This window comes from Sporocytophaga myxococcoides, assembly GCF_000775915.1.
Classification (GTDB): domain Bacteria; phylum Bacteroidota; class Bacteroidia; order Cytophagales; family Cytophagaceae; genus Sporocytophaga; species Sporocytophaga myxococcoides_A.
The window spans coordinates 208,261-234,260 of the sequence record NZ_BBLT01000003.1; the positions used below are offsets into that span (position 1 = coordinate 208,261).

The following is a 26,000-nucleotide window of genomic DNA, read 5'->3' on the forward strand; positions in this document are numbered from 1 at the left end:
ACAAAGGATAACAAAATTTATTACAGGAATTTCAATGGAAAACATAAATAAAACGAGCTCAAGATTAACTCAGGATGTTACACAGCCTGCTTCTCAGGCAATGATGTATGGTGCCGGTTTTACGGAAGAAGATATGAGTAAAGCTCAGGTGGGAATTGCAAGTACAGGTTACGAAGGTAACACTTGCAATATGCACTTGAATACTCTTGCTGGGTGGGTTAAAGAAGGAGTTACCAAAGCCGGTTTAAAACCACTTCAGTTTAATACAATAGGAGTGAGTGACGGTATGTCAATGGGCACTCCCGGAATGAGATATTCCCTTATTTCAAGGGATGTTATAGCTGACAGTATCGAAGCGATTGCAGGAGCGCATTACTATGATTCATTGGTTACGATCATGGGTTGTGATAAAAACATGCCTGGAGCGTTGATCGCAATGGCTCGTTTGAACAGACCATCGCTGATGGTTTACGGTGGTACAATCAAAGCCGGAAACTGGAAAGGTGAAAAATTAAACATTGTTTCTGCATTTGAAGCATTAGGGAAAAAATTCGCAGGGACAATCTCTGAAGAGGATTTTAAAGGTGTTATTCAGAATGCTTGTCCCGGAGCAGGTGCATGTGGTGGTATGTACACTGCAAATACAATGGCTTCTGCAATTGAAGCTTTGGGTATGTCTTTGCCATACAGTTCTTCTGCACCTGCATTAAGTGATAAGAAAAAACAGGAGTGTTTTAATGCAGGTGAGGCGATTAAAAATCTTCTGATAAAAGATATTAAGCCTAAGGATATCATTACATATGAATCTATTACCAATGCAGTGAGAGTAGCAATGGTATTAGGAGGCTCAACCAATCTGATCCTTCACTTCCTGGCTATCGCAAAAGCAGCAGATGTAAAGTTTAAGCTGAAAGATTTTCAGGATCTGTCTGATAAAACTCCAATGCTTGCTGACTTTAAGCCAAGCGGTAAGTATATGATGGAAGATATGGACAACATAGGAGGTCTTCCTTCTGTCATGAAAATGATGTTGAAAGAAGGGCTTCTTCATGGTGATTGTCTGACCATTACAGGAAAGACTGTAAAAGAAAATCTGGAGAGCTATCCTGACCTTCCTAAAGATCAGAATATTATTTACCCATTGAGCAATCCTATTAAACCTACAGGTCACTTACAGGTTCTTTACGGAAACATTGCTCCGGAAGGATCAGTGGCTAAAATTACTGGTAAAGAAGGGGAGCGTTTCGAAGGAACTGCCAAGGTTTATGATTCTGAAGAAGATATGAACCTGGGTATCGAGAAGGGTGAAGTAAAGGCCGGTAATGTTGTCGTAATCCGCTATGTAGGCCCTAAAGGAGCTCCTGGAATGCCTGAAATGCTTAAAGGAACTTCCCTTATCATCGGACAAGGCCTAGGAAATTCAGTAGCATTAATTACAGATGGTAGATTCTCTGGTGGAACTCATGGTTTTGTGGTTGGTCACATCACTCCTGAAGCTCAGGAAGGCGGTCCAATCGGACTTGTCAAAGATGGAGATAAAATTATAATTGATTCTGTCAACAACACGATAGATGTTTTAGTTTCCGACGAGGAACTTCAGAAAAGAAAAAGTGCCTGGGTTAAACCAGCATATAAAGCAAATAAAGGTCTGTTATACAAATACCTCAAAACGGTTTCTTCCGCTTCAGAGGGATGTGTGACAGATGAAATTAAATAGAGACAGTCAACCCGCAATTTATGAAGACCAGAATTAAATTAAGAGGTGCCGAATACATTGTTAAACTTATCGAGCTTTTAGGGGCAGAAGATTTGTTTGCATACCCTGGCGGAGCGATACTGCCAATATATGATGCTTTAGCGTTCAGCAGATTAAATAGCGTGCTTGTTCGTCACGAACAGGGAGCATCTTTTGCTGCTAACGGTTATGCGAGAGTGGCAGGCAAGCCTGGATTTTGCCTTGCAACTTCCGGTCCAGGAGCAACAAACCTTGTTACTGGTATTGCTGACGCATACGCCGATTCAGTTCCAATGATTGCGATTACCGGACAAGTTGCTCTTCATCTTGTTGGAACGGATGCATTTCAGGAAACTGATATAACTGGAATTTGCATTCCTATTACTAAAAAGACGTATCTTATTACCAAACTTGAGGATGCGGCTTCTATTTTTCAGGAAGCTTACAGAGTAAGTATCGAGGGGCGCCCTGGTCCTGTACTTATAGACATTCCAAGAAGTGTACAGGGAAATTACATAGATCTTGATGAAGACTGGGAGCAACATTTTGAAAAGCCTCAGCCTCCTAAAAAATGTTTGGTGACGAATGAAGATATTCATAAGGCAACTACATTAATCAAAAATGCAAAGAAACCTCTTGTAATTGCTGGTCATGGTGTGTTGTTGGCAAAATCCTGGAATGAACTAAGAGAGTTTGTTCATCGAGAAAATATTCCTGTGATCTCTACAATCCTTGGTACCGGAGCGATGGAGTATAATGATCCCTTGTTTTTCCAATGGCTTGGGATGCACGGAATGAAATATGCTAATCTTGCGGTTCAGGAATCAGATTTGATCATTGCTTTAGGAATTCGTTTTGATGACCGAATTACAGGTACTCTTGCAACTTTTGCTCCTAAAGCAAAAATTATTCACTGCGATATCGATAAAAGCGAGCATGGCAAAAATGTAAAAACTGATGTTTTCCTTCATGGAGATCTGAAACTGGTTTTACCGCAGCTGCCAGATACAAGAGATTCTGAAAATTGCAAAGCACGTGCCGAATGGCTGATGAATCTTAATGAATCAAGGGAAGAGTTCCCTATTCTACTGCCTGATTACACTGATTTCAATGAAGTAACAGCTATAAAGGTGCTGGAAGATATGTTGGCTCCTGATGCAATTGTAACAACGGATGTTGGTCAGCACCAAATGTGGGCTGCTCAGTATATTGTAAGAATGCAGCCAAACCACTTCCTTACTTCAGGTGGTTTAGGTTCGATGGGTTTTGGGTTGCCAGCAGCAATGGGTGCTCAGGCTGCAGCTCCTGACAAAGATGTTTGGTGTATCACCGGTGATGGTTCATTCCAGATGAATATTCAGGAATTAATGACTTGTGTACAGGAGAAGTGGCCAATAAAAATATTGCTGCTCGATAATTCATATCTCGGAATGGTTCGTCAATGGCAGGAACAGTTCTATGCAAAGAACTATTCTGGTGTTGAACTTCAGAATCCTGACTTTGTATTACTGGCAAAAGCATTTGGCATGGACGCTGTAAGTGTTGAATCTGTTGACCAGCTAAAAGCGGCAGTAAACAAAGCACATAATCAGGATAAGCCGTTCTTAATCCATGCAAAGGTTAAGAAAGAAGAGAATGTGCTCCCAATGGTTGCTCCAGGTACAAGCTTATCCGATACAATTTATTATCCGGTTCACCCAGTGAAAGAAAAGATAACAAAATAATATATTTTCAATAAAGTAAAAACCGGATTATTTCCGGTTTTTTTGTTTAGGGGTAAGCTTGAAATTGTCTATCAACAGTATGAGAAATAAAACATTATTGTTTTTGGCTGTACTTATTGCTCTCTCTATTTTTAGTTATGTTTCAACAGCAAGAGAAGAGGTTTATAATAGTTTTGATAAAAAGATACAAAAGGGACAATTTTTAGAAGGAGACATCATTTTTCAAAACCTGGATTCTGATCAATGCAGGGCAGCGAAGCTTGCTACACGTTCAAAATTCAGTCATGTTGGAATTATTACTCTGGAAAAAGGGAAGGAATTCGTATTGGAAGCTGTTGAGCCTGTTTGTATGACTCCGCTTGATGAATGGATTAAAAGAGGTAATAACGGTTTTTATACTGTCATGAGGTTGAAAGATCGTGATAAATACCTGATTGCTACAAATGTTTCTACAGCAAAGAAGTTTGCAAAAGAGATGCTTGGAAAGCACTGTGACATTTTTTTTAACTGGTCTGACGACCAGTTATATTGTTCTGAACTTGTCTGGAAGATATACCAAAGGGCTTTTAAATTGCAACTCTGTCCGTTGAAGAAGATGAAGGATTTTGATCTTAGTTCGCCAGAAGTAAGAGCAGTATTGGAAATGAGGTATGGAAAAAATCCTCCACTAGATGAGCTGGTGGTTGCACCTTCAGATCTTGCAGAGTCTAAATTATTGTATGTCGTTGAGAAAAATAACCTGAAATAAACAATAAATAAAATTTTACAGTTCTTTTAATGAAGACTGACTGAAAGCTTATAGATTCAATGAGAGAGAGGGAGCTGATTTTTTTCAGTCAGTCTTTTCAAGCTATTTTGCTTTAAGAAATTTATGTTTTGATTTTAATCTGTACCAGATCCTTCAGTGGCTGTGGCAGTTCTGCCGCAATATCTTCGAATTCTCCCTCAGAAATATATTTGCCAAGGCTGTCTAGAACTGTTCTAACTATTTCTTCCGTAGAAATATCCCAATCAAACCGACTTTCTCCATAAGCTCTTTGTTCTTCCTCAACAGCTCTTGTAAAATCTTCAATGTTTTTATGTCTTCTCGGTTTTTCCCTGTATTTCCAATTTTCTACATAAACAGCTTTTAAAAACATTGGCAATTGAGAAAGTACATTAAGTGATTCCGGAATTGTGATACTGTCTCTTAACGTATGTAAAACAGCTCTGACTATTATACAAGCCTGTTTTCTTCTGTCCGGATAGTTGAACCGCATACAGAGTTCTTTTATAAAAGCGTTTCCGTCAGAAGCGAATTTATCAAAATGAATAGACATATTACCTCCCCTTTATTTGAAAACAGCGTAGGAATATATTCGTTCCCTTGATATCGATTGTCTGAAGAATAACTTAATGGTTCAAATCCCGTTGAAAAATTAGTTTTTAACGAATTATATTAAGCCGGCAAAGGAGTATATGCTTTATGATAGGTTTCAGCAATAAAAACAGAGGTTTGTTCAACAGTCGTTTGAAAAATGAAAAGTTCGATGTATTGATTATTGGAGGTGGGATTACAGGGGCAGGTATTCTATTAGATGCCCAAACTCGAGGACTGAAGGCGGCCTTGATTGAAATGCAGGATTTTGCACAAGGTACTTCCAGTCGTTCTACAAAGCTTATTCATGGAGGATTGCGATATCTCAAGCAGTTAGAGTTTGCCCTTGTCGCAGAAGTTGGTAAAGAGAGAGCAATTGTACATAAAAACGCTCCTCACCTGACTGTTGCTGAAAGAATGTTATTGCCTCTGACTGAAAAGGGAAGCATTGGCAAGCTAGGAGCTAGGTTCGGACTTTGGTTATACGATTTTCTTGCAGGTGTAAAAAAGGGTGAACGCCGGATTATGCTTTCTGCTGATGATGTTCTGAAAATAGAGCCATTGCTTGACAGAACTATGACTATTGGTGGTGCTTTGTATTATGAATACAGGACTGACGATTCTCGTCTTACTTTTGAAATAATAAAGGAAGGGATGCTCCGGGGTGGACTTGCTATCAATTATCTGAAGGCAGAAACGATGTTATTTAACGCTGAAAGAATGATTGTTGGTGTTAAGGCTAAAGATCTGATTACAGAAGAAACATTTTCTATTAATGCAGATTATGTAATTAATGCAACAGGTCCATGGGTTGATGAAACAGATGCTTTGGATCAATCTTCTAAAAAGTCAAAAATCATCCATACAAAAGGAGTTCATATTGTAGTTGATCATAAGAAACTTCCAATAAGCCAGTCTGTATATTTTGATGTACCTGATGGAAGAATGGTTTTCGCTATTCCGAGGGAGGGTAAGACCTACATTGGCACTACAGATACTTTTTATACAGGAGATATGATTAATCCGGAAATCACTTTTGAAGATCGTCAATATCTGGTAAATGCGACAAATCAGATTTTTACCAATGTAAATTTAGAGCTTTCTGATATAGAATCTGGCTGGGCCGGACTCAGACCGTTGGTGAGGGAGGAAGGAAAGTCGCCCTCAGCAATTAGCAGAAAAGATGAAGTATTTGAATATGAAAGCGGACTAATAACCATCGCCGGAGGAAAACTAACAGGTTATAGAAAGATGGCAGAAAAGGTAGTAGATATCATCCGAAAAAGAATTAAAGCCGAAAGAAGTAAAGACATTGGTAGTTGTCAGACAGCTGAAATACAGCTTGCCGGCGGGAAGTTTTCTGAGAATATTGAGAATGTCCTGGCCTTTTTTATTAAAGAAGGGGATAAAATTGGTCTTTCTGCTAAAGAGACGGAAAAGATCTTTTACAGATTCGGATCGAATACAGGAAAGGTTTTAAATTTTGCGAATGGAGTACCTTTAAGTGGACTTCCATTGTACTGGAGTATCCAACTTCAATATTGTCTCGAAGAAGAAATGATTGCAGGGGCTGAAGATTTTTTTGTCAGGAGGACTGGAGCTCTTTATTTTGATATTCTAGAGGTTAGAGATCATAAAGAAGCTGTTATAAATCACATTGCCAATTACTTTCAATGGTCGGACATTGTGAAGGAGAAAAGTTTTAAATTGATTGACAATCTGTTGCTTAATTTTTAAGGTGCCAAATAAATTTTGAATTTTAGTGAAGAAAAGTATTCCTCCTGTTTTAATTTCCGCAAACGCTGCAAAATGTTAATTTTGCGGCATTATTAGTTTCTTATGAAAAGCTCAAAGTACGCAGTTGACACAGTCAGTTTTGCCGGTTTATTAATTACGCTTGGGATTATTTATGGTGATATCGGAACGTCACCCCTATACGTAATGAAAGCGGTAATAGGTGGCAGCGAAGTAAATGAAGATCTGGTGCTGGGAGGTTTATCCTGTGTATTCTGGACTTTGACACTTCAGACTACGGTCAAATATGTTATACTTACACTTAGAGCAGATAACAATGGTGAAGGCGGAATCTTCTCTTTATTTGCTCTGATCCGCAGAAGAAGTCCTTATTTGGTATTCCCCGCAATGATTGGTGGAAGCATGTTGCTTGCTGATGGTATTATTACGCCTCCAATTTCTGTTTCCTCTGCCATTGAAGGTTTAAGGATCTTTAATCCGGAGATAAATACAATACCGATTGTTATCTGTATACTGGTTTTTCTTTTTGTCATTCAGGGGCTTGGGACTAAGTTCATGGGTAACGCTTTTGGCCCTATCATGTTCATATGGTTTTGCATGCTTGCAACAATGGGAATAAAAGAAGTAATGCAGTATCCTCATGTATTGCGATGTATCAATCCATACTATGCATACAATCTTTTGATGAATTATCCAGGAGGCTTGTGGCTTCTAGGTGCTGTATTTCTTTGTACTACCGGGGCGGAAGCATTATACTCAGACCTTGGGCACTGTGGAAGACCCAATATCAGAATTTCATGGATTTTTGTAAAATCATGTCTGTTGTTGAATTATATGGGGCAGGGAGCATGGATATTACATAGCTCAGGAGGTTTCTTGAATGGAAGGAATCCTTTTTATGCAGTAATGCCTCAATGGTTTCTTCCGATTGGAATTGGTGTAGCAACAATGGCAGCTATTATTGCCTCTCAGGCATTAATCAGCGGATCCTTTACACTTATTTCTGAAGCCATCAGATTGAATTTGTGGCCAAAGGTAAAGCTTAGTTTTCCTACCATCATGAAAGGCCAGATTTATGTACCAAGTATCAACTGGTTGATGCTTGCAGGGTGTATTGGTATTGTGATGTATTTTAAAGAGTCTTCTCAAATGGAAGCTGCTTATGGTCTTGCTATCAATATTACCATGATCGTAACCACCATGCTACTTTGTTTTTACCTATATTTTGTAAGAAAGGTGACTTTCTTCTGGGTGGCATTGGTTTTTGTAGTTTACATGGCAATTGAACTCACATTCCTTGTTGGTAACCTTACTAAATTCATGCATGGTGGTTATGTTACACTCTTGATCAGTGGCCTTCTGATATATGTAATGTATACATGGTATGCCGCACGTAAAATCAAAAACAGACTTACTGAATTTATTAAGCTGGATGATTATATCCCTCTTCTTAAAGAACTCAGTAATGACCTTTCTATTCCTAAATATGCTACTCACCTTGTATACTTAACCAGTGCCAATAGCATTAAAGAAATAGAATCAAAGGTAATCTATTCAATTTTTCAGAAACAGCCCAAAAGAGCAGATATTTATTGGTTTCTCCATATTGACGTTCTTGACGAACCCTATACCATGGAATATAAAGTGAAGTTCCTGGAGCCGAATGATGTAATTCGTGTAGATTTCAGACTGGGTTTTAGAGTAGAACACAGGATTAACCTCTTCTTCAGAAAAGTTGTTGAGGATCTGGTCGCAAACAAAGAAGTGGATTTTACCAGCCGGTATACTTCACTTTCCAAAAGAAATGTTATAGGAGATTTCAGGTTTGTTGTGCTTGAGAAACACCTGAGTCATGATAATGATTTGTCAGCGGATGAAAGGCTGATTATGAACAGCTATTTTATACTGAAAGAAATCAGCTTGTCTGAAACAAGCGCATTTGGCCTGGACACCAGTTCTGTGTCAGTAGAAAAGGTGCCTTTAGTAATTTCACCAATGGAGCATTTCGACCTGAGGAGAATAGAATAAATTAAAATAGCATCCAGGTAGGGAATAGAAAATCCTTAAAGGTTCTTTCTTTAGTTTTCTTTTCTTTTTTTTCTTTGGAAGACACTTCGATATTTCCAGAAGTTTCTTCCGAAGGAATATTTTTTATTGCTTCGAAAATTGTAAGCGGTTTCCTGAAACCCTCCTTACGGTTGGTTTTATTTTCTGGATTTTCCATAATATTTATATTTTGTAAGTTGAACTTCCTCATATGAAAAGCTTAATTTACTTTAAAATGTTTTAAGAGTCAAATTGCAAGTTTCACAAAATCAGTAAAATATGTTGTTGTGTTGTTGTGGTTTTCCAATAGGGTCATGTACGAAAACGAATAAAATGTCTGTTGATTGTGGGGCAGAACTAAAAAAAATTCAATTTCTAAGCTTTAGAAAAAGATAAAAATTATTTCAGGTCATATTTAAAAGTTCCTTTAGCCAAATGGTGTGAAGCAAAGGAAAGCATTTATGAAAACCTTTTGGTCACATGTTTTAAGTGTGAAATGGTAAATAATGCAAAGTCTTCGATATTCAGCTAAAACTAATTCCAGCGATCTTTCACGGCAGTGCTGATTTCTTCAAATGCTTTTCCGCAGGCTAAAACTTCTTTTCCTGAAAGAAAATCATTCCCTCCGGTAAAATCAGTCACAGCACCACCAGCTTCTTTAACAAGCAAAACACCGGCAGCTATATCCCAGCTGTTGAGGTTATACTCCAGACACCCGTCAAGTCTTCCGCATGCCACATAGGCAAGATCTACAGCTGTCGAGCCTAACCTTCTTACACCATTGGTGGTTTTAACAAATTCATTAATAATATTGAAATAAGCTTCTGTTTTATCAAGCTGCTTATATCGGAATCCTGTGGCGATAAGAGAGGCTTTAAGTGCAGTATTATCATTCACAAATATCCTATTTCCATTCAAGAAAGCTCCACCTCCTTCCCAGGCATAGAAACATTCGTCCAGGTTTACTTCATGAACCACCCCTAAAATTATTCTGCCTTCTGACATCAAACCTACACTGATGGAAAAAAGAGGCATCTTATGAAGATAATTCGTGGTCCCATCCAAAGGATCTATAATCCATGTATATTTTTTTTCTTCTTGGGAAATCGTCGCTTCTTCAGTGATAAAGCCAGCCTCAGGAAGAATTTCTTTCAATCCTCGGACAAGTAGCATTTCTGATTGTTTGTCGACATAAGATACAAGGTCATTTTTGCCTTTCAACTCAATATTTGAGCGGTCAAATTCCTCCTGTTCCTTCTTTAGAAAGTTCATTACATCTTTGGTCAAATCGACTACTTTTAGGCAGATATGCTCCAGATTCATAGCAGTTTTTCTTTGGTAAATTTTAAAGAAGGCAAATCATTAAGATTGACTTTCTAATAGTAAAATGCTATTTATTCTGAATTGTTTTCAGGGGAAAAATCTGCTTAAATTTCGCAGAAGCAATCAAAGAGCTTTGATGCTATTTCACAAAAATCTGGCTTCAAAATCAGTAGATGCTTTAATATTCGTCAGTCGAATATTTAAAAAAATGGATTTTTACAATTGTTTTTGAGATAGTTCTTTCTCAATTTTTTTCAAATCAACTGAACTGCAGGAACAGCCTTTGTTACAATGTCCTTTTTGACTAAAGCTTCTATATCCTAGCCTGATTAAATATGCTAAAGACAAAATAAATAAAACTCCAATCAAAAAGGTTTGCATATTAATATTTATTAGTAGTGTGATTAACTCCATCTTTGTTTGATCACGGCGCTGATTTCTTCAAATGCTTTTCCGCAGGCTAAAACTTCTTTACCAGACAGATAATCATTTCCTTCCTTAAAATCAGTCACTGTTCCTCCAGCTTCTTTAACGAGCAGAATGCCGGCAGCTATATCCCAGATTTTGAGATTGAATTCAAAATAACCATCAAATCTACCGCAAGCCACATAAGCTAAGTCAACAGCTGCAGAGCCTAACCTTCTGACGCCATGAGTCTTTTTTACGAATTCTTTTATAATTTCGAAATAAACATCGGTTTTGTCAAGCAAACTATAGGGAAATCCTGTTCCGATAAGAGATTCTTCAAGTTTGGTATTTGTATTGACAAAAATCTGGGTTCCGTTTAAGTACGCTCCCCCTTCTTCCCAAGCATAGAAACATTCATTTAGGTTCACTTCATGAACCACTCCCACGATTATTCTTCCTTCTGTCATCAATCCTACACTGATTGAAAAGGATGGCACCTTATGCAGGAAGTTGGTTGTTCCATCCAGAGGATCTATGATCCAGGTGTAGGTTTTTTCTTCCCTGTTGATAGTTGCTTCTTCAGTGATAAAGCCGGCTTCAGGAAGTATATCTTTTAAACCCTTTACAAGCATGGTTTCCGACTGCTTGTCAACATATGATACCAAGTCATTTTTTCCTTTATGTTCAATTTTTGAAAGGTCAAAATTTTCAAGTTCATGCTTAATGAAGTTGCGTACTTCTTTGGTTAATGCGATTACTTCAAGGCAAAGATGTTCCAGATTCATATAGGGTAGTAATTTCTTCTTTTTGTGATTTTATAATAAAGGGTGAAGGACCTAATGATAATAAGCAGGAGCAATGGAACAATGGCCATATTTATTTCCTGAGGAAGGATGGAAATACACGCAGTAAATATCAGAACTACTATTCCATTAAAAAGGAAATAATAACCGGTGCTGAAGCTTCTTTTCTTTTTGAATAGAAGTATGGCAACTATGATGTGCGTTGGAAATGCCCATATTATATTCCAGTTGTGGACAGTTACTTTATGATCTGTGCCAAACCAAAGAAACAACAGCAAGAGACCGAATAGGCCAAGTATCAGAAACAGGATTCCATCCATTGTAAATTTTTGAGGTCTTTTTTTCCAGGTAACAAAAGTAGAGAAGCCCCCGATCAATAGAAGGATAGCGAATACCATTGCAGGTGTCACTAACATGCTCTCTTCCTTGGGTTGATTTGCTTTAAAAAGAACGTTGTTCCTGGCTACAAATGCGGTTTTCCCTGAATCAGAAAGCACAGTAGCATTGCCTATGGCATTCATGAGGTGATCCGGGAGAAACATATATTGTGAAGGAGTAGCAATCCTGTCTGCCGGTGCTCCAAGACCGAGATCCATCCCCAGGTCCTGAAACTGCTTATTTACAAGGTATGGATCTATCAATTGCCTGAAGCTTTGATTTTTAAAAGCTATATTTTTAAATTGAAGTGAATCTCCCAACGCAGCTTTAAAGGCATCTCTTAACCTTGAAGAACAATTGTCATAAAAGAAGTCGTATTTATAGTATCGGTTTTCAGGCAAATAGTTTATTTCCAGAAAATTATAAAGCTTTTGCTTTTGTGATGAAGTCATGTTAAGCTGCTGTTCTATCACAGATCTTTGCTCCTGTTCTGCTCCATAAATCAGATAGTCAGATCTGGAAACGGAAAGCATATACAAAAGCTTTCCTCTGACAAACTTCGAATAAAATCCGGGAGTATCGAAGTCGAAAGTGCCGTAGTTATAAATTTTATCTATGTGATTGGAATCATCTTTAATCCAGATCGCGCTGTGACCAAAGCTTGAATATAACTCTTGTCCTGGAGAAACCGTGATCAGACTTACCTTGGCATAGGGGGAAAGTTGGGGTATTGAAAAAGATATGAATGGGATAAATGCGGATAATAGCAGCAGCCAGAATTTTTTCATCATTCGTTCAGCGTTTTGAAATCATAAAATTAGAAAGGTAAAAATAGGGGATAAGTTCGTAATCAAGCCACTCTTCTTAACAATTAAATATTAATTAAGGTTAGTTTTTTAGGCGTTGTAGATTTTTAAACTATGAAAAGATTAGGTTTTTGGACAATTGTGGTTCTCGGGATTACCTTTTCATGTGAAAAAAAGGAGCAGGATAAACAAATGATTCAGGTTCCGGAAGATCCGGCCCCTATGAGCAAAAACCTTTCTATAGAGCCTGTCATGATGGTGGAAGAGGTAAAAAGCAGGTTCAGAAAAGGAGCAAAGGGTTGTCGGGAAGGATTTGGGATTTGTGATGTCGTTACGGTAAAAACAGATACTTTGATTGGTGAAACAGTAAGTGACACCATTAAGGAAGAATACAGGGCTAAGTTCGTTCTCAGTAAAGATGATAATGAAATGCTGATTGAGTTTACCGAGCACATTCCTCATTTTTCAAATGAATTTGTTGTGGACCTAATGACGGGAGTTCCTGAGTTATTTGGGTATGAATATGTCAGATTAATTCCTGGAGTTTATCAGACGGATGGAGGAATCGGAGAATATGGTGGAGTAGTGGTTAAAGTAGAAAAAGGACGGAAATTGGAGGGAGAAGCTTTAGGAATGAATTTTTTCTAAAAGTCTCCGAAAAATCTAATTTCACTAATTCGCTCAAAGTTGGTCTGCTATTAAAATAAAAAAACACGGCAACCATCCGTGTTTTTTCATTTAGTTTAGTTTAGAATTAAGTTGATAAATGAAGCGATTTAATGTACTCTTTCATCATCCGGACACCTTCCCTTCCGAATAAAACCTGTGCTAGTTTCAGGTTGTCCCTTTCGAATTGATCCAGATACATTTGACAATTTTTACCACTATAAAGATTGGTATAGTACTCATAGTTTTTCTTAAATCTTCTTATGAAAAGCTTGAGATTTATTCTTGTGCGCCTGTCCATGACTTTTAACGTTGGTGCTGGTTATATATACGTAGCAGGCAAAACAAGGGATTAAAAATGTGGATAAATTAAAGGAAAATTATGCTTTTTTCTTACCATACACCTTCATTTTTAACTACTTATTTATAAAAATTTGAAAGCTTTTTAACGGTATATTCTATTTCCTCAATAGTGTTGTATTTGCTGAAAGAGAATCTGATATGTCCTCTTTCCGGGTCAGCTTTAATAGCGTTTAGCACATGAGATCCTGCATCGGTGCCGCTTGCACAAGCACTTCCTGCTGAAGCAGAAATTTTGTTTATGTCCAGATTAAAAAGTAGCATTTCATTCATATCAGAAGGAGGAAGGCTTACACTTAAGACAGTGTATAAGCTGTTCTCAGGGTCTGCACAGGCGCCATTGAAATCGACCCCTGGTATTTCAGCTTTCAAAGAGTTTATCATATGAGCTTTTAATATGCTTATATGATCTTTGTGATAAGTCATATTTTGATAAGCCAGCTCCAATGCTTTTGCGAGACCAACTATTCCATAAATATTTTCTGTTCCTCCCCGCATGTTACGTTCCTGAGCCCCACCATAAATTAATGGATTTATTTTACGGTCACCATTTATATAAAGAAAACCAACGCCTTTGGGGCCATGAAATTTATGTGCAGATCCAACTATAAAATCTACTTTCAGCTTTTGAAGATCGTGCGGAAAATGACCTGCAGTCTGCACAGTGTCTGAATGGTAAATTGCCCCATATTTACGGCAAAGTTCACCTATTCTTTCAATGTCACTAAGGTTTCCGATCTCATTGTTTCCATGCATCAAAGAAACAAAGCAAAAACTGTGGTTGTGAAGAAGATGCTCAAGATCTTCATAGTTTATTTCACCCTTTTCATTGAGTTTCACATAGTGCAATTGTATTTTCCCTTCCGTTTCCAGATGCTCCAACGTATGAAGCACTGCATGATGCTCAATTGGTGAAGTGATTGCATGCTTGATATTAAAAGCTTTAATGCTGCTTGTGATAGCAGTATTGTCAGCTTCTGTTCCTCCAGATGTAAAAAATATTTCAGATGGAGATGTGTTGAGAAGAGAGGCAACTGTTTTTCTGGCTTTTTCTATAGCAGATTTTGCCTCTCTGCCATGTGTATGTATCGAAGACGGATTGCCAAAATGCTCTTTAAAAAAGGGCATCATGGCATCCAGTACTGTCGGGTCAAGAATTGTTGTAGCGGCGTTATCTAAGTAGACATGCATGTCTTGAAAGTAGCTCCTTTATGTCCGTAATAATTTTATTGGCAAGGTGATCAGCAGTTGCCTGTGTCTCGGACTCAGAATAAATTCGTATAATTGGTTCTGTGTTTGATTTTCTTAAATGAACCCACTCTTTATCAAACTCGATCTTCACCCCGTCTATATTATTAATAGGTTGCTTGCTGTATTTCTTTCTTATCTCTTCAATCACACAATCTACATCAATATCAGGTGTAAGCTCGATTTTGTTTTTCGATATATGATAAGGAGGATACTGCATCCTTAACATTGAAATTGACTTGCCGAATTTGGCAAGATGCGTAAGGAACAATGCTATACCAACCAAAGCATCTCTGCCGTAATGAAGTTCAGGGTATATAATTCCTCCGTTTCCTTCACCACCTATTACTGCATTATTTTCCTTCATTGCATTCACAACATTTACTTCTCCTACAGCAGATGCAAAGTAGTTTCCTTTTGCTTTTTCAGTAACATCTCTTAATGCTCTTGTTGATGAAAGATTTGAAACCGTGTTGCCAGACTTGTTTTTAAGCACATAGTCAGCAACTGCAACCAATGTATATTCTTCACCAAACATGCTTCCATCTTCACACACAAAGCAAAGCCTGTCCACATCAGGATCTACAACAATTCCAAGATCAAATTTTCCTTTAGAGATTTCATTGGAAATGTGAGTCAGGTTTTCAGGTAGAGGCTCAGGATTGTGAGGAAATTGTCCGTTAGGCTCACAATAATATTGAGTTACCTTTTTTACTCCTAAAGCTTCCAGTAACATTGGAAGGGCAATACCTCCGGTTGAATTGACACAATCAATTGCGATGGAAAAATTTCTTTGTTCGATCAGTTTTTTATTGACTAAAGGAAGTTTAAGGATTGCCTGAATGTGCTTTTTAATGTAGCTGTCATCAGTAGTATATTTTCCGATTTTTTTGATTTCGGTAAATTCTGTCGATTCATTCTCAGCAAATTCAAGGATCTGTTTACCATCTGCTTCAGAAACAAATTCTCCTCTTTCGTTCAGCATTTTCAGGGCGTTCCATTGAATAGGATTGTGGCTTGCAGTAATTATTATTCCCCCTGCAGCTTTTTCCATTGTAACGGCCATTTCTACGGTTGGAGTAGTAGACAAGCCAAGGTCTATCACATCAAGCCCCATAGAAATAAGAGTAGAAGTAACAATTCCGGAAACCATTTGCCCTGAAGGTCTTGCGTCTCTTCCTATTACAATTGTTTTCCCTTCACCCCTGGACTTGATCCATTGCGCATATCCTGTGGTGAATTTTACAATATCAATTGGAGTAAGACCTTCTCCGCTTTTGCCTCCTATCGTACCCCTAATGCCTGAAATTGATTTGATTAGCGTCACTTTTTATTGATTTAATATTCTGTTTAAAAGGTATTCCTGCCGTAAAAGTAAAAGGTTTTCCGGTATTTTTTGTTTATTTAAATAACGTGCCAAAAATAAATTTTATGTCAAAATTTCTGGTTTTTCAGGGTGAAATTTTTAACTGCAAACCTTATAATTGTATAGAACTTGAAAGAGCAAAAAATGATTTACAATGATTTAAATAAAAGTGAAAGGCGAAAAGAAATGCTTTCTGCTTTTGACAAACTCCTTACTATCATGGACGAACTGAGAGAAAAGTGCCCCTGGGATAAGAAGCAAACGACAGAGTCTCTCAGATACCTTACCATTGAAGAAACATTTGAGCTTTCTGACGCAATTGTTGAAAAAAATAATGATGAAATAAAAAAAGAACTCGGAGACATTCTTTTACATATTGTCTTTTATGCCAGAATAGGTTCTGAAGAAAACAACTTTGACATAGCTGATGTAATCAATTCTTTATGTGAAAAGCTGATAAGAAGACATCCTCATATTTATGGAGATGTTAATGCTGAAAATGAGGAGGAAGTGAAGAAAAACTGGGAGCAGATCAAAATTAAAGAATCGAATGGGGAAAAAACAGTTCTGTCTGGGGTTCCAAAATCACTGCCAGCATTGGTAAAGGCAATGAGGATACAGGAAAAAGCCAGGGGTGCAGGTTTTGACTGGGAAAAGAAGGAACAGGTTTGGGAAAAGGTTGAAGAAGAAATGAACGAATTCAAAGCGGAGTTTAATGTTAATGAAGAAAAAATTGAGAAGGAAAGAGCTGAAAATGAGTTTGGAGACTTATTATTTTCTCTGATTAATTATGCCCGGTTTTTAGATATAAACGCTGAGGATGCTTTGGAAAAAACCAATAAAAAGTTCATAAAAAGATTCAATTATCTGGAAGCCGAAAGCAAAAAAGACGGAAAGGAATTAGGGAAAATGTCTCTTGCTGAAATGGATAAGTATTGGGAAGCTGCTAAGAGACTTTAGGTTTTTTCCCCATCAATAAGCTTTTGTAAATATCAGGGCTTCCGGCAATTATTAAAAAAGCCATGCCTATTACAGACTGTAAGTTGAAAGTCTCTTCAAAGGCAAGATAACCCCAAAGGATAGACATGGCTACTCCAAGAAAGTAAAACGGAATAAGATTGGCGGCCTTTTCCTGTTGATATGCTTTTGTTAGAAACAATTGGGCAAAATGCGCTAATAAGCCAATTGCACTCAATAGGAAAATTTCGAGAATCGTTGGATTTTTCCAAAAGTGAATAGCAAAAGGAGTTACCAGAGGCAGCGAAACCAGAGGAAGATATGTCATTACTTTTACCGGAGGATCATCCTGGTTTATGACTTTAATTGTAAAATGTGCACCTGCAGTCATAATTGCGGAAAATACCGCAATTCCAATGTCTAATGATGTTAATCTCAGGTCAAAACCTTTGATTAATAATATACCTGAAAATGCCAGTATCAAAAAGAACCATTGAAGATTGCTTATTTTCTCTTTTAAAACCATGGCTGCCATTACCCCAATAAATAATGGAGCCAACTGACTTATAGTAAAGGCAGTTGCCAAGGGGATGTTTTGAAGTGTATAATAAAAGCTGAAAATGGAAGCAGTTCCGAGCAAACCTCTGAACCAAAGCATGCTTTGCCTGTTACCTTTCAGACTTAAACCGGATTTATGAAGAAGGTACAAACAAATTCCCAGACTTATCAGAGCCCTGAAAAACGCAATTTGGAATACACTGAATCCGCTTAAGAATTTTACAGAAACATGCATAAATGAAAATAAAACGGTAGAAATAAGCATGTTTCGTTTTCCCATAGATGACTTTTTTTACTTTAACAAAGTTAAATTATAACCTTAAACTATATGAAAAAAATTTTATCAGCTTGTTTAGTTTTATTATCAGTGCAAATGACAAATGCACAAACCATAACTCTGACTTCGGCAAATAATTATGAAATAGGAGACAAGTTTACCAGCCGAGAATATGAAACGGCAGGTCTTACTAAGGAAGATTTAGAAGACCCGGCGACATCAAGGGATTTTTCCGGAAGGACGCTTAAAAGTACTTATCAGAATGAAGTAGTTGCAGTTCCTGCCGGAGATGCCACAACCTACCCAAATGCAAACTTAGCCCTTCAATCAGTAAAGAGTGCAAAGACTGAATATCAGTATTATCAGGCTACTGCAAATGAATTGATCAACTGGGGATATAAAAACACAGATATTGGAAATGCTGTAAATACGGATGGTTATAAATATCTTTCCTATCCGTTCTCTTTAAACAGTACTTTTACGGACAATTTTAGCGGAACTGCATCGATTTCGATTCCTGGTTTTTCCGCAACTACGACAAGAACTGCTGCTGTTACTTCCACTGCTGATGAAGAGGCATCTCTGGTCCTGAATAACGGAGTAACCTATGAAAAGACTCTAAGGATAAAAAATGTGGCAACTATAACGGATGTAGTTTCTTTCCCTCCAGTGACTATAAAAACGACCATTACCTCATTTTCCTGGTACACACAAACTGCAAAGTTTCCATTATTGACTATAATCTTTTCAAATACAACTACTCCTTTGGGTGATCTGCCGGACACTTTATTTATTCAAAATGCAGTCGAACCCGCTACAGGTATTACACCTCTTGAATTGTCAAAGGAAATTAATCTTTTCCCAAATCCTTCAAATAGTCAGATTTGTCTGACCTATGGTCTGAAAGAAGCAGCTCATTTAAAAGTGAATGTAAATTCTATAGAAGGTAAATTTATTAAAACACTTTATGAAGGAAGACAAGCAGCCGGAGATCAGCAGATTTTTGGTGATGTTTCAGGTCTGCAGAAAGGAATGTACTATGTTGAAATACTTGCTGGTGAGAGAAGACAGGTTTCGAAGCTTGTGGTGGAGTAAGAAGTGAAAAGTAAAAAGTTGAAAGTTTAAAGTTTTACTTTCAACTTTTTACTTTCAACTTATAACTTTATTCTTACTCTGGACACGCTTAGTTGTATATACTTTCCGCTTTCCAATGCGGAGTAAGGTACCAATTGTTTTTTCATAGATTTGACGGTATTTCAAACGCTGCTGCTCCTTTGAATCAATGATGTAAGCGTGGACAAGGGTATGAAATTTCTAAATCATCCCTTTTAGTTTCATAATCCCTACAAATGCAGCTAATATACCAGATAATACACCTATTACAAGTGATAGTTTTACTATTAAAGGATTTAATTGGGAATAACTAATAAAACGAAATCTAGAGGTGAATAATAATTTAACCTCTTCATAATCCTTGTATGCATTTTTATGTAAAATTAAGTTCTCCCTCCCTTTTATTATCAAAATAATTTCTTCCCGAAATCCATCCATCCTATCATCTCTTTGATGGATTTCGTACCCTTCAATTTCATTCATTTTTATTTTCCTTATTGAAAAATACCCTATAAATTTAAAATAATCCGGATACTCATAAATTGTCATGTAAGTACTTTCAATTGTCCAAAAGAAAAACAAACTTACTCCTATGGAAAAAATTAGTAATGAAATTATACTCCAATCTATTGTTAAATAAGGACTATATATCAAAGCAATTGGGAGTATAATAAATCCTATTGCAAACGTCAATTTTTCTGTTGGAAACTCAGGTTTAATTTTCTTTAATCCTTGCATGATTTACAGTTGATATCCAGTTTACTTTTTTAAAATTTCTCCCTCCCAGGCCAGTGTCTTACCGGACTGAAGCTATGATAAAGATTTGCCACAATTCTAATAGATACGCTTGTTTGTAAAATACTTTTAACTTTCAACTTTTAACTTTATTCGTACTCCACATAATTCCATCCCAGGCCAGTGTCTCACCGGACTGAAGATATGATATAGATCTGCCACAATTCTAACGGATACTCTTGGATGTAAAATACTTTCTGCTTTTTACTTTCAACTTATAACTCTATTCATACTCCACATAACTCTCCCACTTAGCAATTGCATCTTGAAAATCCTGAGGTAGTTCAGAATCAAATTGCATAAACTCTTTGGTGGTAGGGTGAATAAATCCAAGTGTTTTTGCATGAAGAGCCTGTCGTGGAATGATGTTAAAGCAGTTTTCTACAAACTGTTTATATTTTGAAAAGCTTGTTCCTCTAAGGATTTTATCTCCTCCATAAGTTACATCATTAAAAATAGGGTGTCCTAGGTGTTTCATATGAACCCTTATCTGATGAGTCCTTCCGGTTTCAAGATTACATTGAATTAAGGAAACATACCTTATGTTTTTCAAAACCTTATAATGCGTAATGGCATGTTTGCCTGTTTCACTTCCCTCTGGATAAACAGCCATAACCTTACGGTCTTTTAGGCTGCGGCCCATGTTGCTTTTGATGGTACCGATATTTTCTTTAGGCTCACCCCAAACCATAGCAATATAGGTTCTCTCTATGGTATGATCAAAGAACTGTTTAGCCAGGTATGACATGGCAAATTCAGTCTTTGCAATCACAAGGAGACCGCTGGTATCCTTATCAATTCTGTGGACTAACCCTGGCCTGATCTCTCCATTTCTTGAGATAGGCAGATTTTGAAAGTGATATGCCAATGCATTTACAAGAGTACCGGTCCAGTTGTTATAAGCCGGGTGCACCACCATTCCCGGAGGCTTGTTGACTATTAATAACTGATCATCTTCAAAAACAATATTCAGCGGAATGTTTTCAGGAATTACAACATCTTCTCTGGGAGGGTGAGGAAGAGATACCGTAACAACATCCAGAGGTTTTATTTTGTAGCTGCATTTTGTAGCCTTGTCATTGACTTTAATGGCTTCAGACTCTATGCCGTTCTGGATTTTATTTCTGGTAACATTGGGCAGACGATCCATCAGAAATTTATCAATTCTGATCGGAGCCTGTTTTTTATCTATTTCAATCCTAAAATGCTCATACAGATCAGCATCTTCTGAAAGTTCGTCGTTGTCATTTTCTATTTCCTCAGTCATAAAACCTCGCCACTTTTTTTATTCTTAAAATTGCCGCAATTTAGCATAAACCAGTTTAAAATTTAGGTGCCTGTGTTTCTCAAACCGTTTCTTCAGGAAATAAATCATCCACTTTGCCTGGAAAAAAAAGTCAGATTTTCTCTCTGGAGGGAAGATTTAAATCATCCTTTAATATCTGGTAACAAATACTGGAAGCTTAAATACAACCTTGAAAAGGCAAAAGAACTGGGAAAATCATCTTTGCTTACTTTCGGAGGAGCTCATTCCAATCATATTTATGCATTTGCGGCTGCGGGCAAAGAATTTGGTTTTGAAACAATCGGAGTAATCAGAGGAGATGAGTGCAGGGAATTAAGTCCTACCTTAAGATTCGCAACCGATTGCGGAATGAGAATTTATCAGGTTTCCAGAGAACAATACAGAAATAAAACGGATGCATCATTTTTAGCAGAATTATCTGAAAAATTTGGTGGTACTTTCATTATTCCTGAGGGTGGAAGCAATGAATTAGCAGTAAAGGGATGTTACGAAATGATTCAGAATCTAAATGTTTCACCAGATTTTTTATGCAGTCCTGTAGGAACTGGAGGCACACTGGCAGGAATTATAAGAGGAAAAGAAGGTCAGTCAAAAATTCTCGGGTTTTCAGCGCTTAAAGGAGGAAGTTTTTTGAGAAATGATATTGAAGACCTTCTAGGGGGGGAAGTTTTTACAAACTGGGAGATTATCGATCAATTTCATTTTGGCGGTTATGCCAAATTTACTCCTGAACTAGTATCTTTTATAAATGAATTCAAAAAGCAATTTTCTATTCCCCTGGAACCGATTTATACTGGAAAAATGATCTGGGGAATCCTTGATATGTTAAGGAAAGATTTTTTTCCTGAAAATTCTGAAATTATAGCCATCCATACGGGTGGACTTCAGGGGCTTAAAGGATTTGAAGAAAAGGGGGTTACTTTTTCATAATAAGAGTAATTCTATATTGAAAGAAAGTATAGTATCCGGAAATGTATCTGAGTTTAGAGCTGAAGTTGAAAATTGGTAAATTAAATTCAGATTTAATTTCAAGTCATTAGAAATTCCTCTTAATCATTATAATCAATTACTTGCTTGTGACTTTGGATGAATTGATTAAGACAGAACACTTTTTTAATGCTTAATCCCGGTTTAATTTTTATAATTGCAGTATAAAACAATCCTTGGGTAAAACTCTTTTTGAGCAAAGGCATTGAGCCTGTGTTATTTTATGAATACATACATTGAAAAAAATAAAGACAGATTTCTTTCAGAACTGTTTGATCTTTTACGAATTCCCTCTGTAAGTGCAGATAGCAAATATAAGCAGGACGTTCTCAAGGCTGCAGATTTCATTAAAGACAAGTTAATAGCGGCCGGGGCAGCAAAAGCAGAAATTTGTCCGACAAAGGGTCATCCTATTGTGTATGGTGAAAAACTCATTGATCCTAAAGCTCCTACCGTTTTGGTTTATGGTCATTATGATGTGCAGCCTCCGGACCCTTTGAATTTGTGGAGCAGCCCGCCTTTTGAGCCAGTCATAAAAGATGGCAGGGTTTATGCGCGGGGTTCCTGTGACGACAAGGGCCAGATGTATATGCACATCAAAGCGCTTGAGACCATCCTGAAAAGCAGTGAATTAAACTGTAATATAAAATTCCTGATAGAAGGTGAAGAAGAAATAGGGTCGGATAATCTTGATTCTTTTGTAAAAGAGAATAAGGATAAATTAAAAGCAGATGTGGTTTTAATTTCAGATACGTCAATCATTTCAGAAGATTGTCCTTCTATCACTGTTGGATTGAGAGGTTTGTGTTATCTGGAAGTGGAAGTTACAGGACCAAAAAGAGATTTGCATTCGGGTATTTATGGAGGAGCAGTGGCAAATCCGATCAATACTTTGTGTAAAATGATTGCTTCGTTGAAGGATGAAAACAATCATATTACAATTCCCGGATTTTATGATGATGTAAAAGAATTATCAGCAAAAGAACGGGAGGAATTGAATAAAATTCCTTTTGATTTGAGTGAGTACCAAAAAGAGCTTGACATTGAGGATATTGAGGGGGAAAAGGGCTATACGACAATTGAAAGGACTGGTATCAGACCGACTCTGGATGTAAACGGAATCTGGGGAGGGTATACTGGGGAAGGAGCCAAAACCGTTCTTCCTTCAAAGGCCTATGCAAAAATTTCAATGCGCTTGGTACCTGGGCAGAATTTTGAGAAAGTTACAAAGCAGTTTAGTGAGCATTTTAAAGCAATAGCTCCTAAATCAGTAAAGGTGGAAGTACTTCCGCATCACGGAGGGGAGCCAGCTTTAATACCAACGGATTTTCCCGGCTATGAAGCTGCGAGTCTGGCGATAGAAGAGGTTTGGGGAAAAAAGCCTTTGCCGACAAGAGACGGAGGAAGTATCCCGATAGTTAGTTTGTTTGAGAAGGTATTAGGCTTGAAGACTGTATTAATGGGATTTGGACTAGATGAGGATGCCATCCATTCTCCGAATGAAAGTTATAAAGTGGATCATTATTTTAAAGGTATTGAGACGATTACATTGTTTTATAAGCACTTTAGTGCGATAAGCAAAGGAAAATAAGGATAGAGATTTATTTACAGCACCAATTATTTTATGAAGATCAGGATTTTAATTTTCTTTTTAATGTTGGGAATTTCATCTAGTCTGATTGCACAGATAGAAAGGCCGGTTACATGGAGTACTTCAATTTCCAAAAAGGAAGTAAAAGCAGGTGAAATAGTAGAATTGATTTTTACAGCCCAGATAAAGTCAGGATGGTATTTGTATTCTAGTGACTTTGACCCGAATCTTGGTCCGAATGTAACTGAAATTGAAATAGAAAAAAATCCTTCATTTGAAGTAGTTGGTAAGCTTATATCAGTAGATTCAAAAAAGAAATACGATTCGCTGTGGGGAGGAGAATACAGATACTTTAAAGGAACAGGTGTTTTCAAGCAGAAAATTAAAATATTAAAAGATAATCCTGTGATTCAAGTGTCTTTAAATGCGCAGGCTTGTACTGATGTGAGTGGTAAATGCGTGCCTGTAAGTGGTGATTTTACTTTTGAGGGCATAAAAGTTACTGCAGGTCCGGTAAAAGAAACACCACCTTCTCCAACACCAAGTAATCCTAAAACTTCTGTTAAGCCAACAGGTGCTTTGGATAAAAATTCATCAATTGCAGAGCTGGAATTAGAAAAATCAAAATTGATTACGCGCACCCCTGACGGTAAAGACGAATCCATTGAAGTATTGAAAACATTTGTGAGAAAATGGGGAAATTAAAATTTATTAAAGCATTATTTTTTTCTCTTCTATATATTCTTCCTCTCGTATCCTTTTCGCAAGGCAGCCCATCAAAGGAAGAATTAAAGAAGACCAGTGAGCATATTGAAAAGCTCATTAAAAGAGATAGTTTGAATAATCTGATAATTCAGGAGCTGAAGTCTCAACTTGGCGGATCAGCCAAAAAGGATTCTAGTCTGTATACCAGAACACTTGACAAGTCTCCCGCACCAACAGCGCTTGAAAAGCTAGAGAGAAAGTTAAAAAAACGTAATAGTGGTCCAGAGCAGTTATCTTTGCTAGCATACATAATCATTTCATTTGGTGCCGGTTTTATTGCGTTGTTCACACCATGCGTTTTCCCTATGATTCCAATGACTGTGACATTCTTCACAGGAGGTAAGCAGAAGAGATCGGAAGGTGTTAAAAAAGCAATTATTTATGGGTTATCTATCATCCTTTTATATTTTATAATAGGACTGTTATTTGGTCCTGCCCTAGCGAATTTGTTGAGTACTCATTGGTTGCCAAATGTTATATTTTCAGCGGTATTTGTGGTATTCGCTCTTTCTTTTCTTGGGATGTTTGAAATTACTTTGCCGGCATCAATTGTTAACAAGGCAGATGAGCAAGCAGATAAAGGAGGATATTATGGAGTCTTCTTTATGGCGGTAACGCTTGTTTTGGTATCCTTTTCATGTACAGCACCCATTGTTGGGAATATTCTTGTTATGGCTTGGGCAGAAGGACAGATACTTAGGCCAGCACTAGGAATGCTGGCATATGCTACTGCTTTTGCAGTCCCATTTTCATTGTTTGCATTATTCCCATCTTGGCTAAGCAAACTTCCAAAATCAGGTGGTTGGTTAAATGTAATCAAGGTTATTCTTGGGTATATAGAATTGGCACTTGCTCTAAAGTTTTTAAGTATAGCAGATCAGGTTTATCATTGGGGAATTTTGGATAGAGAGATATATATTGCTATCTGGATAGTTTTATCTGCTTTGCTGGGATATTATCTTTTGGGTAAATATCAGTTGCCTCATGATAGCCCGGTGGAAAAGATAAGTGTTCCAAGACTACTGCTGGCGATTTTCGCTTTTTCATTTACGATGTATCTGGTACCGGGTCTTTTTGGAGCGCCATTAAAATTATTATCTGGTTATCTTCCCCCTATGTCTACTCATGACTTTGATCTGCCTGGTATTGTAAGAGAGTACACTAACTCACACGAAGCCTACATCTGTGATGAGCCTAAATATGCAAGTTCAAATAAAAAGCTTCCGCATGGTCTTAATGGCTATTATACATATGAGCAGGCCATAGAATGTGCCAAGAAGAAGAATATGCCATTGATGCTTGATTTTACTGGGCATGGCTGTGTGAGTTGTAGAGAGATGGAAGCAAACGTATGGGCAGATGCTGAAGTATTGAAGTTGTTAAGTAATGATTTCATTATTGCTTCATTATACGTAGATGATAGAACTAAGCTTGATTCCTCAGATGTGTTTGTCTCTATTTTGGATGGTAAAAAGAAAACAACTTTGGGGCAAAAAAACACTGAATTGCAGGTTATGAGATTCAAAAACAACGCCCAGCCATACTATGTGCTTATCGATCCGTTTACGGAGGAACTGCTGGCAGAGCCAACTGCTTATGATCCGAGCGTTACTAATTTCCTTGATTTTCTTCATGAAGCTATCAAAAACTTCAGGGCAGATCACCCAAAAGAGTAA

The 26,000-nt window shown here is 37.3% G+C and carries 23 protein-coding genes; 12 read left to right on the forward strand and 11 right to left on the reverse strand.

All coding sequences use genetic code 11. The features are described from left to right. Nucleotides 1-34 precede the first annotated feature (34 nt). The 3 genes from ilvD (at nt 35) to MYP_RS08740 (ending at nt 4,207) form a co-directional block, all read left to right on the forward strand. Nucleotides 35-1,717, forward strand: coding sequence for a dihydroxy-acid dehydratase (ilvD, locus tag MYP_RS08730; protein WP_045461723.1), 1,683 nt, complete (start codon nt 35-37; stop codon nt 1,715-1,717). A 20-nt stretch (nt 1,718-1,737) separates the two neighbouring features. Further along, nucleotides 1,738-3,459, forward strand: a complete 1,722-nt coding sequence (gene ilvB, locus MYP_RS08735; RefSeq protein ID WP_045461726.1) for a biosynthetic-type acetolactate synthase large subunit — start codon at nt 1,738-1,740, stop codon at nt 3,457-3,459. Nucleotides 3,460-3,538: 79 nt separating this feature from the next. Next, nucleotides 3,539-4,207, forward strand: a complete 669-nt coding sequence (locus tag MYP_RS08740) for a YiiX family permuted papain-like enzyme (RefSeq protein WP_045461729.1) — start codon at nt 3,539-3,541, stop codon at nt 4,205-4,207. Between the two features lie 121 nt (nt 4,208-4,328). Here MYP_RS08740 and MYP_RS08745 read toward each other — a convergent pair whose 3' ends face one another. Further along, the gene (locus MYP_RS08745) at nt 4,329-4,778 is read right to left on the reverse strand and encodes a DUF2267 domain-containing protein (RefSeq protein WP_045461732.1); all 450 of its coding nucleotides are present in this window, start codon (nt 4,776-4,778) and stop codon (nt 4,329-4,331) included. 146 nt (nt 4,779-4,924) lie between these two features. On the opposite strand from MYP_RS08745, the gene MYP_RS08750 reads away from it, so the two are divergent. Both MYP_RS08750 and MYP_RS08755 read left to right on the forward strand, forming a co-directional pair. Next, a complete protein-coding gene (locus MYP_RS08750) occupies nt 4,925-6,553 on the forward strand; it encodes a glycerol-3-phosphate dehydrogenase/oxidase (protein WP_045461735.1) in 1,629 nt (542 codons plus the stop codon). Nucleotides 6,554-6,655: 102 nt separating this feature from the next. Next, nucleotides 6,656-8,599 (forward strand): KUP/HAK/KT family potassium transporter, encoded by a 1,944-nt coding sequence (locus tag MYP_RS08755; protein WP_045461739.1) that lies wholly within the window; start codon nt 6,656-6,658, stop codon nt 8,597-8,599. Between the two features lies 1 nt (nt 8,600). Here MYP_RS08755 and MYP_RS08760 read toward each other — a convergent pair whose 3' ends face one another. From MYP_RS08760 to MYP_RS08775, 4 genes are all read right to left on the reverse strand, one after another. Then, entirely contained in the window at nt 8,601-8,795 is a 195-nt protein-coding gene (locus MYP_RS08760; protein WP_156140433.1) for a hypothetical protein, read from the reverse strand. Nucleotides 8,796-9,151: 356 nt separating this feature from the next. Further along, nucleotides 9,152-9,940, reverse strand: a complete 789-nt coding sequence (locus MYP_RS08765; RefSeq protein ID WP_045461745.1) for an inositol monophosphatase family protein — start codon at nt 9,938-9,940, stop codon at nt 9,152-9,154. 404 nt (nt 9,941-10,344) lie between these two features. Next, nucleotides 10,345-11,133, reverse strand: a complete 789-nt coding sequence (locus MYP_RS08770; protein WP_045461748.1) for an inositol monophosphatase family protein — start codon at nt 11,131-11,133, stop codon at nt 10,345-10,347. After that, nucleotides 11,130-12,320, reverse strand: coding sequence for a lipoprotein N-acyltransferase Lnb domain-containing protein (locus tag MYP_RS08775; RefSeq protein ID WP_045461751.1), 1,191 nt, complete (start codon nt 12,318-12,320; stop codon nt 11,130-11,132). The genes MYP_RS08770 and MYP_RS08775 overlap by 4 nt, the downstream gene beginning before the upstream one ends. Nucleotides 12,321-12,449: 129 nt before the next feature. Between MYP_RS08775 and MYP_RS08780 the strand changes: the two genes are divergently transcribed. Further along, complete coding sequence (locus MYP_RS08780) at nt 12,450-12,983, forward strand: hypothetical protein (protein ID WP_045461754.1); 534 nt, start codon at nt 12,450-12,452, stop codon at nt 12,981-12,983. A gap of 106 nt (nt 12,984-13,089) precedes the next feature. Here MYP_RS08780 and MYP_RS26055 read toward each other — a convergent pair whose 3' ends face one another. The 3 genes from MYP_RS26055 to glmM form a co-directional block, all read right to left on the reverse strand. After that, the gene (locus MYP_RS26055) at nt 13,090-13,302 is read right to left on the reverse strand and encodes a hypothetical protein (protein WP_156140435.1); all 213 of its coding nucleotides are present in this window, start codon (nt 13,300-13,302) and stop codon (nt 13,090-13,092) included. 119 nt (nt 13,303-13,421) lie between these two features. Next, nucleotides 13,422-14,552 (reverse strand): cysteine desulfurase family protein, encoded by a 1,131-nt coding sequence (locus tag MYP_RS08785; RefSeq protein WP_045461756.1) that lies wholly within the window; start codon nt 14,550-14,552, stop codon nt 13,422-13,424. Further along, nucleotides 14,533-15,936 (reverse strand): phosphoglucosamine mutase, encoded by a 1,404-nt coding sequence (glmM, locus tag MYP_RS08790; RefSeq protein WP_045461758.1) that lies wholly within the window; start codon nt 15,934-15,936, stop codon nt 14,533-14,535. The genes MYP_RS08785 and glmM overlap by 20 nt, the downstream gene beginning before the upstream one ends. A gap of 183 nt (nt 15,937-16,119) precedes the next feature. Between glmM and mazG the strand changes: the two genes are divergently transcribed. Continuing rightward, a complete protein-coding gene (gene mazG, locus MYP_RS08795; RefSeq protein WP_045461760.1) occupies nt 16,120-16,935 on the forward strand; it encodes a nucleoside triphosphate pyrophosphohydrolase in 816 nt (271 codons plus the stop codon). Here mazG and MYP_RS08800 read toward each other — a convergent pair. Then, on the reverse strand, nt 16,922-17,770 hold the full coding sequence (locus MYP_RS08800) for a DMT family transporter (RefSeq protein WP_045461763.1): 849 nt from the start codon (nt 17,768-17,770) through the stop codon (nt 16,922-16,924). The two genes, mazG and MYP_RS08800, sit on opposite strands and share 14 nt — an antisense overlap. Before the next feature lie 48 nt (nt 17,771-17,818). On the opposite strand from MYP_RS08800, the gene MYP_RS08805 reads away from it, so the two are divergent. Continuing rightward, on the forward strand, nt 17,819-18,862 hold the full coding sequence (locus MYP_RS08805; protein WP_081990453.1) for a T9SS type A sorting domain-containing protein: 1,044 nt from the start codon (nt 17,819-17,821) through the stop codon (nt 18,860-18,862). Nucleotides 18,863-19,081: 219 nt separating this feature from the next. Here MYP_RS08805 and MYP_RS08810 read toward each other — a convergent pair whose 3' ends face one another. Beyond that, a complete protein-coding gene (locus MYP_RS08810) occupies nt 19,082-19,618 on the reverse strand; it encodes a hypothetical protein (protein ID WP_045461770.1) in 537 nt (178 codons plus the stop codon). Between the two features lie 280 nt (nt 19,619-19,898). Then, nucleotides 19,899-20,942 (reverse strand): RluA family pseudouridine synthase, encoded by a 1,044-nt coding sequence (locus MYP_RS08815; RefSeq protein ID WP_045461772.1) that lies wholly within the window; start codon nt 20,940-20,942, stop codon nt 19,899-19,901. A 72-nt stretch (nt 20,943-21,014) separates the two neighbouring features. On the opposite strand from MYP_RS08815, the gene MYP_RS08820 reads away from it, so the two are divergent. The 4 genes from MYP_RS08820 (at nt 21,015) to MYP_RS08835 (ending at nt 26,000) form a co-directional block, all read left to right on the forward strand. Continuing rightward, nucleotides 21,015-21,911, forward strand: coding sequence for a 1-aminocyclopropane-1-carboxylate deaminase/D-cysteine desulfhydrase (locus tag MYP_RS08820; RefSeq protein ID WP_052430081.1), 897 nt, complete (start codon nt 21,015-21,017; stop codon nt 21,909-21,911). Nucleotides 21,912-22,191: 280 nt separating this feature from the next. After that, a complete protein-coding gene (locus tag MYP_RS08825; protein WP_045461775.1) occupies nt 22,192-23,559 on the forward strand; it encodes a dipeptidase in 1,368 nt (455 codons plus the stop codon). A 33-nt stretch (nt 23,560-23,592) separates the two neighbouring features. Then, nucleotides 23,593-24,264, forward strand: a complete 672-nt coding sequence (locus tag MYP_RS08830; RefSeq protein ID WP_081990454.1) for a protein-disulfide reductase DsbD domain-containing protein — start codon at nt 23,593-23,595, stop codon at nt 24,262-24,264. Next, nucleotides 24,252-26,000: a protein-disulfide reductase DsbD family protein gene (locus MYP_RS08835; protein WP_052430045.1), complete on the forward strand. Its 1,749-nt coding sequence runs from the start codon at nt 24,252-24,254 to the stop codon at nt 25,998-26,000. The genes MYP_RS08830 and MYP_RS08835 overlap by 13 nt, the downstream gene beginning before the upstream one ends.

Bases quoted from the DNA above. Each gene is read 5' to 3' on its own strand.
- MYP_RS08740 (WP_045461729.1), top strand. From the start codon at position 3,539: ATGAGAAATAAAACATTATTGTTTTTGGCTGTACTTATTGCTCTCTCT.
- ilvD (WP_045461723.1), top strand. From the start codon at position 35: ATGGAAAACATAAATAAAACGAGCTCAAGATTAACTCAGGATGTTACA.
- MYP_RS08815 (WP_045461772.1), bottom strand. From the start codon at position 20,942: ATGACTGAGGAAATAGAAAATGACAACGACGAACTTTCAGAAGATGCT.
- MYP_RS08830 (WP_081990454.1), top strand. From the start codon at position 23,593: ATGAAGATCAGGATTTTAATTTTCTTTTTAATGTTGGGAATTTCATCT.
- MYP_RS26055 (WP_156140435.1), bottom strand. From the start codon at position 13,302: ATGGACAGGCGCACAAGAATAAATCTCAAGCTTTTCATAAGAAGATTT.
- MYP_RS08770 (WP_045461748.1), bottom strand. From the start codon at position 11,133: ATGAATCTGGAACATCTTTGCCTTGAAGTAATCGCATTAACCAAAGAA.
- MYP_RS08760 (WP_156140433.1), bottom strand. From the start codon at position 8,795: ATGGAAAATCCAGAAAATAAAACCAACCGTAAGGAGGGTTTCAGGAAA.
- MYP_RS08835 (WP_052430045.1), top strand. From the start codon at position 24,252: ATGGGGAAATTAAAATTTATTAAAGCATTATTTTTTTCTCTTCTATAT.
- MYP_RS08805 (WP_081990453.1), top strand. From the start codon at position 17,819: ATGAAAAAAATTTTATCAGCTTGTTTAGTTTTATTATCAGTGCAAATG.
- mazG (WP_045461760.1), top strand. From the start codon at position 16,120: ATGATTTACAATGATTTAAATAAAAGTGAAAGGCGAAAAGAAATGCTT.
- MYP_RS08810 (WP_045461770.1), bottom strand. From the start codon at position 19,618: ATGCAAGGATTAAAGAAAATTAAACCTGAGTTTCCAACAGAAAAATTG.
- MYP_RS08745 (WP_045461732.1), bottom strand. From the start codon at position 4,778: ATGTCTATTCATTTTGATAAATTCGCTTCTGACGGAAACGCTTTTATA.
- MYP_RS08750 (WP_045461735.1), top strand. From the start codon at position 4,925: ATGATAGGTTTCAGCAATAAAAACAGAGGTTTGTTCAACAGTCGTTTG.
- MYP_RS08800 (WP_045461763.1), bottom strand. From the start codon at position 17,770: ATGGGAAAACGAAACATGCTTATTTCTACCGTTTTATTTTCATTTATG.
- MYP_RS08825 (WP_045461775.1), top strand. From the start codon at position 22,192: ATGAATACATACATTGAAAAAAATAAAGACAGATTTCTTTCAGAACTG.
- MYP_RS08775 (WP_045461751.1), bottom strand. From the start codon at position 12,320: ATGATGAAAAAATTCTGGCTGCTGCTATTATCCGCATTTATCCCATTC.
- MYP_RS08765 (WP_045461745.1), bottom strand. From the start codon at position 9,940: ATGAATCTGGAGCATATCTGCCTAAAAGTAGTCGATTTGACCAAAGAT.
- MYP_RS08785 (WP_045461756.1), bottom strand. From the start codon at position 14,552: ATGCATGTCTACTTAGATAACGCCGCTACAACAATTCTTGACCCGACA.
- ilvB (WP_045461726.1), top strand. From the start codon at position 1,738: ATGAAGACCAGAATTAAATTAAGAGGTGCCGAATACATTGTTAAACTT.
- MYP_RS08780 (WP_045461754.1), top strand. From the start codon at position 12,450: ATGAAAAGATTAGGTTTTTGGACAATTGTGGTTCTCGGGATTACCTTT.
- MYP_RS08755 (WP_045461739.1), top strand. From the start codon at position 6,656: ATGAAAAGCTCAAAGTACGCAGTTGACACAGTCAGTTTTGCCGGTTTA.